A 13,191-nucleotide genomic window follows, 5' to 3' on the forward strand; every position below is an offset into this window, starting at 1 on the left:
CTGCGCTTATCCACCCTACGAAAACCGACTCCGTTGTAGGGTGGATAAGGCGCGCCGCTCGGTGTCATGGACCCGGCACGGTGGTTGCGCGCGCCGCATCCACCAGGGGGCGCGCGATGCCGCCCAAATTTGGAATTGCTGTGCGTCGGGTGGACCGCGGGCATCGGTGCGCTCTGCGGGCGCTGGGCTTGACGCGCCGCGCAGGCAAGTTCTGCCCGTCCCCGGTATCATCGCGGCCAGTTTACCGACGCAGGATATCGACGCATGGCCGGCAGCAGCCTACTCGCACTGATCGACGACATCGCCACCGTTCTGGACGACATCTCCCTGATGACCAAGATGGCGGCGAAGAAGACCGCGGGCGTCTTGGGGGACGACCTGGCACTCAATGCCCAGCAGGTCGCGGGGGTGCGGGCGGAGCGGGAAATCCCGGTGGTCTGGGCGGTGGCCAAGGGGTCGCTGGTCAACAAGATGATTCTGGTTCCGGCGGCGCTCGCCATCAGCGCGGTCGCCCCCTGGGCCATCCTGCCGCTGCTGATGTTGGGCGGGGCTTACCTGTGTTTCGAGGGGTTCGAGAAGCTGGCCCACCGGCTGCTGCATTCCAAGGCCGAAGATCAGGACCACCATGACGCGCTCACCCAAGCCCTTGAGAATCAGGCGGTCGACCTGGTGAGTCTGGAGCGGGACAAGATCAAGGGTGCGGTGCGCACCGACTTCGTCCTCTCCGCCGAGATCATCGTCATCACCCTGGGGACCGTGGCCGCCGCATCCTTCCAGAATCAGGTCGTGGTGCTGGTCGGTATCGCACTCATCATGACGGTGGGCGTCTACGGACTGGTGGCCGGGATCGTCAAGCTGGACGACGCCGGGCTATGGCTCAGTCGGGTGTCGGGGGCCGGCGGCGGGGCATGGTTGGTGCGGGGGCTTGGTCGGGGCCTGCTGTCCGCCGCACCCAAGCTGATGAAGGTGCTGGCGGTGGTCGGCACCGCGGCCATGTTCCTGGTGGGCGGGGGCATCATTACCCACGGCATCCCGGCCGCCCATCACCTGATCGAGTGGGCCACCGAGGCGGCGCACACCGTTCCGACCATTGGTGGCGTACTGGCGGCCGTTATGCCGCTGTTGATCAACGCCCTGGCCGGCGTGCTGACTGGGGCCGTCGTGCTTGTGTTGGTGACAGTCGGTCAGAAGGTTTGGTCGACGTTGAGGTCTTGGGGCTGAGGGTCTTCCGGCAGCGACGCGGCAGGCACGAATCGAGAATGAAGTTAATAGTGATACCGACAGGCAATGATGGTCAGAAGGGCTTCATCGACGGCGTAAACGAGCCGGTTACTGTCGTCGATGCGGCGGGACCAGAAGCCAGCGAGGTTTTCCCGCAGGGGCTCGGGTTTGCCGATCCCGGTGAAGGGCGTGCGCAACGCGTCAGCGATCAGGGCGTTGAGGCGCTTTAGGGTCTTTCGGTCCTGGGTCTGCCAGTAGAGGTAGTCGGCCCAGGCCTCCCCGGTCCAGGCGAGTCGTCTGGTCGGAGATGCCGGCTTTGCCATCGCGCTGGAGCTCTAACTTTCCACCAGGTTCCGCTCCTGCGTCTGCCCGGCGCGGTATTCGGCGATCGACCGGGCGAGATGTGCGGCGTTGGCTGGGGACCGCAAGAGGTGGACGGTCTCCATCAAGCTGTTGAAGCTATCGAGCGACATGACAACCGCGTCCTGGGCATCACGACGGGTGATGACGGTATAGTCCGCGTCGCGGGCGACGCGGTCCAACACGTCCTTGAGGTTGTTGCGCGCATCGGTGAAATTAAGGGTCTGCATGGTCGGCACCTGTCTTCTTTACTGTACAAGTATAAGCGGGCCGGGCCTTGGGGTAAAGAATAACCTCGTCAGAGCATCGGTAACTTCTTGCCTAGGCGAGCCTGGTTATAGCCTTCGGACGTGATAGTAGGGGCGGGTTTCAAACCCGCCCCTACACCAAGGGTCCGTCCGGATATCAGGTGGGAAGGCAATATCTGCATCTACGCAAATACTCGGACCCCTCCGGAGGGGTTAGAGGCCGCCACCCGTGAGCCGCTGTTCCGCCTCACGGTACTTGGCAGCAGTGCGCTCGATGATCTCCGCGGGCAGGTCGGGACCGGGTGCGGCCTTATCCCAATCCAATGTTTCGAGATAATCGCGTACGAACTGTTTGTCGAAGCTTGGGGGGCTGATGCCCGGCCGGTAGTGATCGGCCGGCCAGAAGCGCGATGAGTCGGGGGTCAGGATCTCGTCGATCAGGTGCAGGCGGCCGGCGTCGTCAAGGCCGAATTCGAACTTGGTATCGGCGATGATGATCCCCCGTTTCAGGGCATAGGCGGCGCATTCGCTGTAGATGCGCAGGCTGGCGTCCCGTACCTGCGCGGCGAGTTCTCCGCCCAGGAGGTCGACCGTGTGGGCGAAGTCCACGTTTTCGTCGTGGGTGCCGGCCTCGGCCTTAGTGGAGGGGGTAAAGATAGGCGCGGGCAGTTGGTCGGCCTGGATCAGACCCGGCGGCAGCGCGATGCCGCAGACGGCGCCGTTGGTCTGGTAGTCTTTCCAGCCGGAGCCGATCAGGTAACCGCGCACGATCGCCTCGACCGGCAGCGGCTTGAGTCGGCGTACGACCACGGCGCGCTCGCCGAGTTGGGCGCGTTCAGCCGGATCGGTGACGATCTCGGCGACGGGAATGCCGCTCAAATGATTGGGGATCAGCGCCGCGGTCCGGGCGAACCAGAAGTTCGACACCCGGGTCAAGACCTCGCCTTTGCCGGGGATGGGCTGGGGCAGCACCACATCGAAGGCGGACAGCCGGTCGCTCGCCACCACCAGCAGGTGGTCATCGCCGACACCATAGATATCCCGGACCTTGCCCCGTCCAATGAGAGGCAGGCTGCGGAGGTTGGATTCAAAGAGTGCGGTCATGGCTTGCTCCCGGGTCGCTTGGGCTGACAGTATATCGGCTGGCGGACGGTCGCGGGTCGGCGTTCGGCAGGCAGCGCAGCGGCCAGGTACCCGTCGGCAGGCGTGCGACCGCGCTGCTTCCCGCGCGCCTTCGGCATTATTATCGTTGCGATTGGTCTACCAAATTCATGAAGGCGAGCACCAAACTCAACCCGCCGGAGCAGCCCGAGGCCCCGTTCCTTAACGCCTTTCGGGGCAGCTTCACGGCTGCCCTGCGCTGGCATCAGCTCGACGCCCTCTGGGCGCGGCTGCGCGAGCCGACGCCAGCTGGTTTCTGTATGCCGTCGGGGAACCGCCGCCAACCGAACCCGCGCAGGCCGAGCGCGTCGAGGTCTTCATCACCGAACTGGACACGCTGTTGCGCGCCGAGCATCAGGAAGACTATTGCGGGATCGTCTACGCGGATGACCCCCAGGCCCCGACCTTCGTGAAAATCTACGATCCTCATCATCTGGGAGTCGCCTGCGGTTCCAGCACGAACCCGCCACTACCGGGTTGGGTGATGAGCCTGTTGCCGCCGGTGGACCTGCCTGCCGCGCGGGCGCCGGCCAACAACCGGCGTCGCTGGTGGCGTCGCCTGTTCTGAGGCGCCGCGTAGTTCCACCGTCTAACTGCACCTTTCATCCGTCATCCTTGACCCTATGATTTATCCAGGAGTTCCCATGGCGAGAGCGATCATCAGCACCGACCGGGCGCCACGCGCGATCGGCACCTATTCTCAGGCCGTGCGGGCGGGGGACACGGTGTACCTCTCCGGGCAGATCCCGCTGGTGCCCGAGACCATGGCACTGGTCGAGGGCGATCGGGAAGCTCAGGTCCGGCAGGTCTTCAGCAATCTGTCGGCGGTGGCCGAGGCGGCCGGGGGCAGTCTCGCCGATGTCGTCAAACTCAATGTGTTTCTGACCGATCTCGGCGATTTTGCGCTGGTCAATCAGGTCATGGCCGAGTTCTTCACCGCGCCCTATCCGGCGCGTGCCGCGGTCGGCGTGGCGGCCCTGCCGCGGGGCGCGGCGGTGGAGATGGATGCGGTGATGGTGTTGGGCGGATAGCGCCTCCCGTGCGGGAAAGCTCGATAAATTTGGATCTTGGCTTGCTTTCTTGAGAGGATGTCTTACCATTTGTTTTGGCTTTGGCTGGTGTCGTCTCCGGGGTTTTTCATGCGTCGCGTGTTCGTATTGCTGACCATTCTGCTGGCGGTCGCCCTGACCGGTTGCGGTTCAAACACGCCAAGAGACGACGGCTCGGCGATCCGGCCCGAGGGCTCCGGCGGCAGTGCCTCTGGTCATGTCGGCGGCGGAAGCTTTGCCGGCAACCCGGCCGCCCTGCGCTTCGCCAGCCATATGCAGAAGCAGCACGGGTTCGATGCCAAGGCGGTCACCGCGGTGCTGGCGCGGGCCAAGCGCGAGTCCTGGATTATTGAACAGATGGACAAACCGGTCCGCAAGAGCCGCGGTCCCTCCGTACCCACGGGGGCCTGGAACCGCTACCGGGCCAAGTTCATCACCGAGGACAACATCGACAAGGGCGTTGCCTTCTGGCAGCAGTACGCCGGTGAACTGAAACGCGCCTCGGCTACCTATGGGGTGCCGCCCGAGATCATTGTCGGCATCATCGGTGTGGAGACCCGCTGGGGGCGGATCATGGGCAAGACGCGCATCATCGACGCGCTTGCAACCCTTTCTTTCGCCTATCCGCGGCGGTCCGAGTATTTCACCGGTGAGTTGGAGTCGTTCTTCCTCATGGCCCGTGACGAGGGGTTCGACCCCCTCAAGCCCAAAGGTTCATTCGCCGGGGCCATGGGCTACGGCCAGTTCATGCCGTCGAGTATCCGCAAATACGCGGTGGATCACAATGGCGACGGCCATCGCAATCTGTGGAACCCCGTGGATGCGATTGGCAGTGTCGCCAACTACTTCAAGGGCCACGGCTGGCGCACGGGTCAGCCGGTAGCGGTGCGGGCAACCGCGAGCGGTTCCTCGGCCGGGTCTCTGAAGAGCGGATTCGATACCAAGTATTCACCCGGTACCCTGGCCAGCAGTGGGATCATTCCGGCCGGCAGTTTGGGTGCGGCCGATCAGGTCAGCCTGCTCAAGCTCGATGTGGGCAGCGGCTACGAGTATTGGCTCGGACTGCACAATTTCTATGTGATTACCCGTTACAATCACAGTACCTATTACGCGATGGCGGTCTATCAGCTTGGCAATGCGGTGAAGGCGCGCATGGGTGGCGCTGGGGGGGCTCGGGTTGCTCAGGTGTTGGCGCCTTCGGTGGATTCAGCCCTGTGATCAGGCGCTCGCACTCGAGCGGGCCATGATCTTCGTGCCGGCCGTAGGGTGGACAAGCGATAGCGCAGTCCACCGAATCCCGCTTGGGTCCGCCGGGTGCGTAGTCAGGCCATCTTGGCCTGATACTGTCAGGGCTGGAAGCCCTGACTACGCACGCCGCTGGCCGGGATTATGATCAAGGCACTCAAACGCACCAGCAAGCCCTCTGAGATGACCCCTGATTGCTCTTGCTTGGTTCATTCGCCCATCAGCGTCAGCAGGATGCGCCGGCCATGACTCTGGGTGCGGTGCTCGTAGAGGTAGACCCCCTGCCAGGTACCCAGGGCCAGACGGCCGTCGCTGATCGGCAGGGTCAGGTCAGTTTTGGTCAGGATGCTGCGCAGATGAGCGGGCATGTCGTCCGGACCCTCATCGGTGTGCTCAAACAGCGGGTCGCCGTCCGGGACCAGGCGCCTCAGGAAGGACTCCAGGTCGCGACGGACACTGGGGTCCGCGTTCTCGCAGAGGATCAATGAAGCGCTGGTGTGCTGCAAGAAACAATGACAGAGCCCGGTGTGTAGACCGCTGTCGCGCACCAGCCGTGCGATTTCTGCGGTGATATCGTAGGTACCGCGTCCGCGGGTGCTGACTGACAGGTTGCGTTGGAGGATCATCGGTTGGTCCACGTGTCGAGGATTCGGTCGACCGACTCCAGCGGAATCGGCGATCCGGATTGTCCGGCCCGCGGACGGGAAATGCCAGGGCTCCGGCCCCCCGAACTACCAGCCCCTCCAGTCGGGGGCAGCGAGTGCCGTGTCCAAACCAGCCGCAGATCCAGTGACACCCGATCCGCATCGTCCCTTGGAGTGCCAACCGGTCCAGGAGTTGGATCGCGTGGGTCCGCGCGTGCAGGAGCGGCTGGCGCGGCTGGGTATCCACACGGTTCAGGATTTGCTCTTTCATCTCCCGGTTCGGTACCAGGACCGTACCCGCGTGGTGCCCCTGGCGGAGGTGCGTCCGGGGGCCGAGGTGCAGGTGGAGGGGCAGGTGTGCGACGCCCAGGTCAGCTACGGTCGGCGGCGGTCGCTCAAGGTGTGGCTGACCGATGCGGACGATCCGGCCGACGCGACCGACCGGCCGGCCGGGGGCGGGCTGCTGTTGCGCTTTTTTCATTTCTCGCCCCAGCAGTTGGCGGCCTTGCGGCCCGGGGCGCACCTGCGTTGCTACGGGGAGGTGCGTCAAGGGCCGAACAGCCTGGAGATCATTCACCCCGAGTATCGCCTGTGCGAGGCGGCGGACGCACCGGAGCCGGCGCCGCGCCTGACCCCTATCTATCCGTCCACCGAGGGGATGCAGCAGTCCGCCTGGCGGGGACTCACCGATCAGGCACTCGCGCTCCTGGAGCAGTCGGCTCCGGCCGAGTACCTGCCCGCGGAATGCCTTGCCGGGATGCCCTTCCCCGACCTGCGCGCGGCCCTGTGCTACCTGCATCGGCCGCCACTGGAGGCCCACCTCGACGACCTGCTGGAGCGTCGCCATCCGGCCTTTCTGCGCCTGGCCTTCGAGGAGTTGGTGGCCCATCAGGTCAGCCTGCGGCGGCTGCGTCAATCCCATGCGCGGGTCACGGCGCCGGCGCTGCCGGGTGATGGCGACCTGCGCCGCGGCCTGCGTGCGGTGCTGCCGTTCCGGTTGACGCCGGATCAGGAGCAGGTGGTCGGCGAGATTGCCGCCGACCTGACGCGCGCCGTGCCGATGCAGCGTCTCCTGCAAGGGGATGTCGGATCGGGCAAGACGGTCGTGGCGGCCTTCGCCGTGCTCCAGGCGATCGAGAGCGGCTACCAGGCGGCGCTGATGGCGCCCACCGAACTGCTGTCCGAGCAGCACTGGAAAGGGCTGCGCACCTGGCTCCAGCCCTTGGGTCTGGAGCCGGTCTGGCTCGCCGGCCGCCACAAAGGGCGCGAGCGTGCCGGACTGCTGGCGGCCATTGCCGAGGGGCGGGCACCGCTGGTGGTGGGCACCCATGCGCTCATTCAGGATGACGTGCGTTTCGGCCGGCTGGGTCTGGTCATCATCGACGAGCAGCACCGCTTTGGCGTCCATCAGCGGATGCGTCTGCGCGATAAGGGTGCCGGGGGGGGCGGTGCGCCGCACCAGCTCATCATGACGGCGACCCCGATCCCGCGGTCGCTGGCCATGACCATCTACGCGGACCTGGACCTGTCGGTGATCACGCAACCGCCGCCGGGACGCACCCCGATCGCCACCGCGGTCGTGCCGGACACCCGCCGCGACGCGGTGATCGCCCGTATCCATGAAGCCTGCGGCGCCGGGCGTCAGGCGTATTGGGTCTGTACCCTGATCGAGGAGTCGGAGGCCTTGCAGGCGCAGGCTGCCGAGGAGACCGCGCTCGCGTTGACCGCGGCCCTGCCCGGGGTGCGGGTCGGCCTGGTGCACGGCCGTCAGCGGGCCGCCGAGCGGGAAACCGTGATGGCCGCCTTCGCCGCCGGCGCCCTGGACCTGCTGGTGGCAACCACGGTGATCGAGGTGGGTGTGGACGTACCGAACGCCAGCCTGATGATCATCGAGAACCCGGAGCGGCTCGGACTCTCGCAACTTCATCAGTTGCGCGGCCGGGTTGGCCGCGGGGCGGTGGCGAGCCACTGCGTGCTGCTCTACCGCGCGCCGCTGTCCGCCGTGGCCCGTGATCGGTTGGGCCTGATCCGTGAGACCCAGGACGGCTTCCGCATCGCCGAGGAAGACCTGCGGATGCGCGGGGCCGGCGAGGTCCTGGGCACCCGGCAGACCGGCACCATCGAATTCCGCGTGGCCGACCCGTTGCGCGACCAGCACCTGACCGCCGCGGCCCAGCGGGCGGCCGACCTGATCCTCGCGCAGTATGCGCAGTTGGTGGAACCCCTGATGCACCGTTGGCTCGGTCAGCGGGAGGAGTATGGGCAAATCTGATGCCGGGCGGCGGCAGGATACCGCGACCCCCTTCCCCGGTCGCGCCGCTGTGCCATAATCGCCCCCGTTTTTACTCGGTCGTCAACAGCCCTTGCAGTTTCATCCTATGGCACTACCCCAGGTAAAGATCGGTCGCTCCAGACCTGCCCAGGGACCCTCCCGCTGGTTCGTACGCCTGCGTGATTACGCCTATCTGGTGCGGCTGCACCGCCCCATCGGCATTTTTCTGCTGATGTGGCCGGCCCTGTGGGCGCTCTGGCTGGCGGGGGAGGGGCATCCGCCCTGGCCGATCGTGCTGATCTTCGTCTCCGGGGTGGTGCTGATGCGCTCTGCCGGTTGCGCCATCAATGATTATGCCGATCGTGACTTCGACGGGCATGTGGCCCGCACCAATCAGCGTCCGCTGGCGACCGGGGTGGTTAGCCCGGGCGAGGCGGTGGCGGTGTTCATGGTGCTGTCACTGGTGGCCTTCGCCCTGGTGCTGCTGCTCAACTGGCAGACGGTGGCACTCTCGGTTGTCGCCCTGGCGTTGACCCTGGTCTATCCGTTCATGAAGCGCTTCACCCATGTGCCCCAGCTCTTTCTCGGCGCCGCGTTCGGCTGGGCGATTCCCATGGCTTACATGGCGGTCGGCGGCGCGATCCCGGCCATCGCCTGGATACTCTTCGGCGCCACCCTCATCTGGGCGCTGATCTATGACACCCAGTACGCGATGGTTGATCGGGAGGACGATCTCAAGATCGGCATCAAGTCCACCGCGATCCTGTTCGGGAATCAGGATCGGCTGGTGATCGGGTTGCTCCAGGTGCTGATGCTTGGATTGCTCTTGTGGGTCGGGCTGCTTGCCGGGCGCGGGCTCTGGTTTTATGGCGGGTTGGCGGTCGCGGCCGGGTTTTCCGTCTACCAGCAATGGCTGACCCGCGACCGTATTCCGCGCGCCTGCTTCGAGGCCTTCCTCAACAACAACTATTTCGGGATGGCCGTGTTTGTCGGCCTGGTACTCGATTACGCGGTCGGCGACTGATCCGGTTGGTCGACTGCGACCTGAATCCATTGAGAGCGGAACGCTTTCGCTTTGTACAACAGTCAATCATGGGAAATCACGAAATGCTCCGTCCGTTACATGCGTCTGTTCTGGTGTGGCTCCTGGCCGTCCTGCTGTTCATCCCGCTCCAACTCTGGGCCGTCGACGAGGGGATCGACTATTCGACCCTGAAGACGGCGCAGCCCACCGAGACCGGCGATCAGGTCGAGGTCCTGGAGGTCTTCTGGTACAGCTGCCCACACTGTTGGCACCTCGAGCCCACGATGCAATCCTGGGTCGCCACCATGCCGGCGGGCGCGGCCTTTCGGCGTCTGCCCGGTGCCGATGGGCGTCTTGAACCGCATGCCCGCGCCTATTATGCGGCGGAATCGATGGGGAAACTGGACGTGCTGCACCCGGCATTGTTCAAGGCGATTCACGGGGACAAGCGTACCCTGTGGACCGAGGACGCACTGGTGGAGTTCGCCGGGCAGATCGGGCTTGATGAGCAGGAGTTCCGCGCCGCTTTTAATTCGTTCGCGGTCGATACCAAGGTCCGCAAGGCCCAGGACATGAGCCGGCGCTATGGGATCGACGGCGTTCCGGCCGTGATCATTAACGGCAAATACCGCACCAGTCCGAGCCAAGCCGGTGACCAGGACCGCTTCATCGAGGTGATGAATACCCTGGTCACCCGTGAACTGGCCGCCAAGAGTGCCCCCGCCCAATAATCAGGAGGCGCGGTGCTCCGTCAGCGCAGGTTTTTCTTATAGGACGGAATCGCCGCGTTGTGCGCCTTGGAGAAATTGGCGAACTCCATGGTCACGCTCGCCAGTTCGACCCTGGTGAAATCCGCGTCGGTGACGTCGGCCCGGCGCAGGATGGCACCGCCGAGCACGGCGTCGGTGAAATCCACCCCGGTGAGGTTGGCATTTCTGAAATTCGCATCCTGGGCCGAGCAGTTGCGCAGCCGCGCACCGCTCAGATCGGCACCCTCCAGGTTTGCCAGGTTGATGACGGTAAAGCCGTCCGGATGGACGCTGGTCAGGTCGGCGTTGCGCAGGTTGGCGCGCGCCAGATTGGCATCATTCAGGTGCGCGTCGCGCAGGTCGGCAGCGGACAGATTGGCCTCGCGCAGGTTGGCCCGAATGAAGAGTGCCTTGGGGGCGCTCACCTGACTCAGGTTACTGCCGAAGAAGTCGGTGCCGCGCAGGTCGGCGTGGCTCAGATTCGCGCATCGCAGGTCGGCGTCGTGTGCCTCGACATTGCGCAGGTCCGCGCGGGTGAGATTCGCCTGGCTGAGCACGGCGCCGTTGAGCACGGCGGCCATCGACGGCTGTTCCGACCCGAGCCGGGCGCGGGTCAGATTGGCGCCGCGGAGATTGGCGTCCTTGAGGTCGGTACCAACCAGGATGGCATCCGTCAGGTCAGCCCCGGCCAGATCCGCCCCGACCAGATCGCTCGACTCCAGGTTGGCCCCGGCCAGATCCAGGCCCCGCAGGTCGGCGCGGTTGAGGCGCATGTCGCGCAGGTCCGCGCCGGCCAGCACGTCTCCCGCGATGGTCTCCAGCACTTCGCCCGTCTCCCGGTGTTTGATCTCGATCATGGTTGTCTCCGGATGCTCTTAGGGTTGCGAGGCGAATCTACCATGTTTATTCGGCGGCCTTGAAGCGGATCGCTGTTGTCCAGAGCGCCGAGCCTCGCTCGGCGCGGTGGGCACGCGTCCATCGACAGCCCGCGCCGCGGTCGATACCATCCCAGCGGGCTGCCCCTCTGCTCAGACTGATACCAACACGCCTCACCACCACCGACGGAGACCCCATGAAGATCGAAACCCTGGCCATCCATGCCGGCTTCGCCCCCGACCCGACCACCCACTCGGTCGCCACGCCCATTTACCAGACCACCAGCTACGCCTTCGACGACACCCAGCACGGGGCGGACCTCTTCGACCTGAAAGTCGCGGGCAATATCTATACCCGCATCATGAATCCCACCAGCGACGTGCTGGAGCAGCGGGTGGCGGCGATGGAGGGCGGCGTCGGCGCCCTGGCCTTGGCTTCCGGAATGGCGGCGGTGACCTACGCGATCTTCACCATCGCCCAGGCCGGAGACAACATCATCGCCGCTTCGACCCTCTATGGCGGCTCCTATAACCTGTTCGCCCACACCTTGCCGCGTCTCGGCATCCAGGTCCGCCTGGTCGCACCCAATGACATCGCGGCGATGGAGGCGCAGATCGACGGCAAGACCAAGGCGATCTTCTGCGAGTCCATCGGCAATCCGGCAGGCAATGTGGCGGATATCACCCCCATTGCCGACATGGCGCATGCCCATGGGGTGCCGTTGATTGTCGACAACACGGTGCCGACCCCCTATTTGTGCCGCCCGTTCGAGCATGGTGCCGACATCGTGGTCCATGCCGCCACCAAATACATGGGCGGCCACGGCACTACCATCGCCGGGGTGCTGGTGGACTCGGGCAAGTTCCCCTGGGCCGAGCATGCCGAACGCTTCCCTATGCTGAACGAACCGGACGTGTCCTATCACGGCGTGGTCTATACCCAGGCGCTGGGCGCGGCGGCCTTTATCGGCCGCGCCCGCGTGGTACCGTTGCGCAACATGGGCGCGGCCATCTCGCCCTTTAACAGCTTCTTGATTCTGCAAGGAATCGAAACCCTGCATGTACGCATGGACCGGCATTGTGAGAATGCGATGAAGGTGGCCGAGTATCTGAAGGGCCATCCAAAAGTCGCATGGGTCCGTTATGCCGGCCTGCCGGACAGCCCGGATTACCCATTGATCCAGCGCTATATGGACGGCGGCAAGGCCAGTTCCATCCTTTCCTTCGGCATCAAAGGCGGGCTGGAGGCTGGTGCGCGCTTCATCGACGCACTCAAACTCGCGGTGCGGCTGGTCAACATCGGCGATGCCAAGACGCTTGCCTGCCACCCGGCCACCACCACCCACCGTCAGCTCTCACCGGATGAATTGGCCCGCGCCGGGGTCTCCGCGGACCTGATCCGGCTTTCTATCGGTATCGAGCATGTGGACGATATTATTGCCGATCTGGAGCAGGCATTGGCGGCGGGGTAGTGTCTCTTCGTTCCAATAAAGAGGCCTTGATCATCGTTCCGTCCGTAGGGCGGACAAGCGATAGCGCAGTCCACCGAATCCCGCGCCGCCGCTGGTGGACTGCGCTGCGCTTGTCCACCCTACGATGTCGCGTGGCCGGAACCGTGACCAAGGCCAATAAAGAGTTGTCGTTCGCAAGCGAACGCGAATAAACGCAAGTTTGGATCGTGCCTTGGCGATGCTGGTCATTTTCATCACGGGTGAGCCAGCGTCGGCCTAATTGGCATTGCTAACCACGGACCATAGATGACTGACGACAGATTGCGTCTTGTTCAAGCGCTCGTTAGATTAATTCCTGATCTAACCTTTGGGCAGTTGTATTGGATTAGTTAGATTAATTCCTGATCTAACCTTTGGGCAGTTGTATTGGATTAAAAAAGTCGTAAATGTATTTGCATCTGAGTAAGTACTTCAAGTGAAATATTTGTAGGCGCCAATAATTGCAAAGCATTGATTTAAAAGAAAGATAAATAATTAAGCGCTCATAGCGAATATATTGATGTACTTATAAATACAGCCTCAATAAATCTGATCTATTCGACGAATCGACATTGCGTGACTTCGGAGACGCAATGCGTGTTCACCATTGTTTTTCGGAAGAACCTTTTAGCAAAGACAAATTTGAGTATGTACTGGTGAAGACCCTAAAAACTTCCGGTCGCACGGCGAGCATGGCCCCGAGATGCAATCCGGGGCATGATGCTAAGTACTTCAACTAAAATATTTGTACGCACATCTTACTCTCAGGAAAACCATAAAATTAGTGTTTTATTGCAACTTTTTTCGATACTGATTATCTAAAGCAGTATAGGAAGGAACCACAGTGGAGGTA

At 63.6% G+C, this 13,191-nt stretch carries 12 protein-coding genes and 2 pseudogenes; 9 read left to right on the forward strand and 5 right to left on the reverse strand.

Annotated features, from left to right (window positions below; genetic code table 11):
• Positions 1 to 264 precede the first annotated feature (264 nt).
• Positions 265 to 1,221 carry a DUF808 domain-containing protein gene (locus QZY03_RS16720; RefSeq protein WP_295583019.1) on the forward strand — a complete coding sequence of 319 codons (957 nt, stop codon included), beginning with the start codon at positions 265 to 267 and terminating at the stop codon, positions 1,219 to 1,221.
• A 44-nt stretch (positions 1,222 to 1,265) separates the two neighbouring features.
• Here the strand turns inward: QZY03_RS16720 and QZY03_RS16725 are convergent, their stop codons facing one another.
• From QZY03_RS16725 to QZY03_RS16735, 3 genes are all read right to left on the reverse strand, one after another.
• Positions 1,266 to 1,544: a Txe/YoeB family addiction module toxin gene (locus QZY03_RS16725; protein ID WP_295583022.1), complete on the reverse strand. Its 279-nt coding sequence runs from the start codon at positions 1,542 to 1,544 to the stop codon at positions 1,266 to 1,268.
• Positions 1,545 to 1,556: 12 nt separating this feature from the next.
• Positions 1,557 to 1,811, reverse strand: coding sequence for a type II toxin-antitoxin system Phd/YefM family antitoxin (locus QZY03_RS16730; RefSeq protein ID WP_295583024.1), 255 nt, complete (start codon positions 1,809 to 1,811; stop codon positions 1,557 to 1,559).
• Positions 1,812 to 2,042: 231 nt separating this feature from the next.
• The gene (locus QZY03_RS16735) at positions 2,043 to 2,933 is read right to left on the reverse strand and encodes a phosphoribosylaminoimidazolesuccinocarboxamide synthase (RefSeq protein ID WP_295583026.1); all 891 of its coding nucleotides are present in this window, start codon (positions 2,931 to 2,933) and stop codon (positions 2,043 to 2,045) included.
• Between the two features lie 167 nt (positions 2,934 to 3,100).
• Between QZY03_RS16735 and QZY03_RS16740 the strand changes: the two are divergent.
• The 3 genes and pseudogenes from QZY03_RS16740 (at position 3,101) to mltB (ending at position 5,257) form a co-directional block, all read left to right on the forward strand.
• A pseudogene (locus QZY03_RS16740) lies at positions 3,101 to 3,558 on the forward strand (hypothetical protein).
• A gap of 76 nt (positions 3,559 to 3,634) precedes the next feature.
• On the forward strand, positions 3,635 to 4,021 hold the full coding sequence (locus tag QZY03_RS16745) for a RidA family protein (protein ID WP_295583028.1): 387 nt from the start codon (positions 3,635 to 3,637) through the stop codon (positions 4,019 to 4,021).
• Positions 4,022 to 4,129: 108 nt separating this feature from the next.
• Positions 4,130 to 5,257, forward strand: coding sequence for a lytic murein transglycosylase B (gene mltB, locus QZY03_RS16750; RefSeq protein WP_295583030.1), 1,128 nt, complete (start codon positions 4,130 to 4,132; stop codon positions 5,255 to 5,257).
• A gap of 236 nt (positions 5,258 to 5,493) precedes the next feature.
• Here mltB and QZY03_RS16755 read toward each other — a convergent pair whose 3' ends face one another.
• Positions 5,494 to 5,910, reverse strand: a complete 417-nt coding sequence (locus tag QZY03_RS16755; RefSeq protein ID WP_295583032.1) for a secondary thiamine-phosphate synthase enzyme YjbQ — start codon at positions 5,908 to 5,910, stop codon at positions 5,494 to 5,496.
• A gap of 187 nt (positions 5,911 to 6,097) precedes the next feature.
• Between QZY03_RS16755 and recG the strand changes: the two genes are divergently transcribed.
• From recG to QZY03_RS16770, 3 genes are all read left to right on the forward strand, one after another.
• Positions 6,098 to 8,200 carry an ATP-dependent DNA helicase RecG gene (gene recG, locus QZY03_RS16760; RefSeq protein ID WP_295583042.1) on the forward strand — a complete coding sequence of 701 codons (2,103 nt, stop codon included), beginning with the start codon at positions 6,098 to 6,100 and terminating at the stop codon, positions 8,198 to 8,200.
• A gap of 106 nt (positions 8,201 to 8,306) precedes the next feature.
• A complete protein-coding gene (ubiA, locus tag QZY03_RS16765) occupies positions 8,307 to 9,224 on the forward strand; it encodes a 4-hydroxybenzoate octaprenyltransferase (RefSeq protein WP_295583034.1) in 918 nt (305 codons plus the stop codon).
• Positions 9,225 to 9,307: 83 nt separating this feature from the next.
• Positions 9,308 to 9,955 (forward strand): thiol:disulfide interchange protein DsbA/DsbL, encoded by a 648-nt coding sequence (locus QZY03_RS16770; RefSeq protein WP_295583036.1) that lies wholly within the window; start codon positions 9,308 to 9,310, stop codon positions 9,953 to 9,955.
• 20 nt (positions 9,956 to 9,975) lie between these two features.
• Here QZY03_RS16770 and QZY03_RS16775 read toward each other — a convergent pair whose 3' ends face one another.
• Positions 9,976 to 10,830 (reverse strand): pentapeptide repeat-containing protein, encoded by an 855-nt coding sequence (locus tag QZY03_RS16775; RefSeq protein WP_295583038.1) that lies wholly within the window; start codon positions 10,828 to 10,830, stop codon positions 9,976 to 9,978.
• Positions 10,831 to 11,045: 215 nt separating this feature from the next.
• On the opposite strand from QZY03_RS16775, the gene QZY03_RS16780 reads away from it, so the two are divergent.
• The gene (locus QZY03_RS16780) at positions 11,046 to 12,320 is read left to right on the forward strand and encodes a bifunctional O-acetylhomoserine aminocarboxypropyltransferase/cysteine synthase (protein WP_295583040.1); all 1,275 of its coding nucleotides are present in this window, start codon (positions 11,046 to 11,048) and stop codon (positions 12,318 to 12,320) included.
• Between the two features lie 551 nt (positions 12,321 to 12,871).
• A pseudogene (locus tag QZY03_RS32160) lies at positions 12,872 to 13,078 on the forward strand (hypothetical protein); the annotation flags it as partial.
• Between the last annotated feature and the right edge of the window lie 113 nt (positions 13,079 to 13,191).

Source organism: uncultured Lamprocystis sp. (genome assembly GCF_903933125.1).
Taxonomy (GTDB): domain Bacteria; phylum Pseudomonadota; class Gammaproteobacteria; order Chromatiales; family Chromatiaceae; genus Thiodictyon.

Coding starts and splice junctions, on each gene's coding strand:
- QZY03_RS16720 (WP_295583019.1), top strand. CDS start 265: ATGGCCGGCAGCAGCCTACTCGCACTGATCGACGACATCGCCACCGTT.
- QZY03_RS16725 (WP_295583022.1), bottom strand. CDS start 1,544: ATGGCAAAGCCGGCATCTCCGACCAGACGACTCGCCTGGACCGGGGAG.
- QZY03_RS16730 (WP_295583024.1), bottom strand. CDS start 1,811: ATGCAGACCCTTAATTTCACCGATGCGCGCAACAACCTCAAGGACGTG.
- QZY03_RS16735 (WP_295583026.1), bottom strand. CDS start 2,933: ATGACCGCACTCTTTGAATCCAACCTCCGCAGCCTGCCTCTCATTGGA.
- QZY03_RS16745 (WP_295583028.1), top strand. CDS start 3,635: ATGGCGAGAGCGATCATCAGCACCGACCGGGCGCCACGCGCGATCGGC.
- mltB (WP_295583030.1), top strand. CDS start 4,130: ATGCGTCGCGTGTTCGTATTGCTGACCATTCTGCTGGCGGTCGCCCTG.
- QZY03_RS16755 (WP_295583032.1), bottom strand. CDS start 5,910: ATGATCCTCCAACGCAACCTGTCAGTCAGCACCCGCGGACGCGGTACC.
- ubiA (WP_295583034.1), top strand. CDS start 8,307: ATGGCACTACCCCAGGTAAAGATCGGTCGCTCCAGACCTGCCCAGGGA.
- QZY03_RS16770 (WP_295583036.1), top strand. CDS start 9,308: ATGCTCCGTCCGTTACATGCGTCTGTTCTGGTGTGGCTCCTGGCCGTC.
- QZY03_RS16775 (WP_295583038.1), bottom strand. CDS start 10,830: ATGATCGAGATCAAACACCGGGAGACGGGCGAAGTGCTGGAGACCATC.
- QZY03_RS16780 (WP_295583040.1), top strand. CDS start 11,046: ATGAAGATCGAAACCCTGGCCATCCATGCCGGCTTCGCCCCCGACCCG.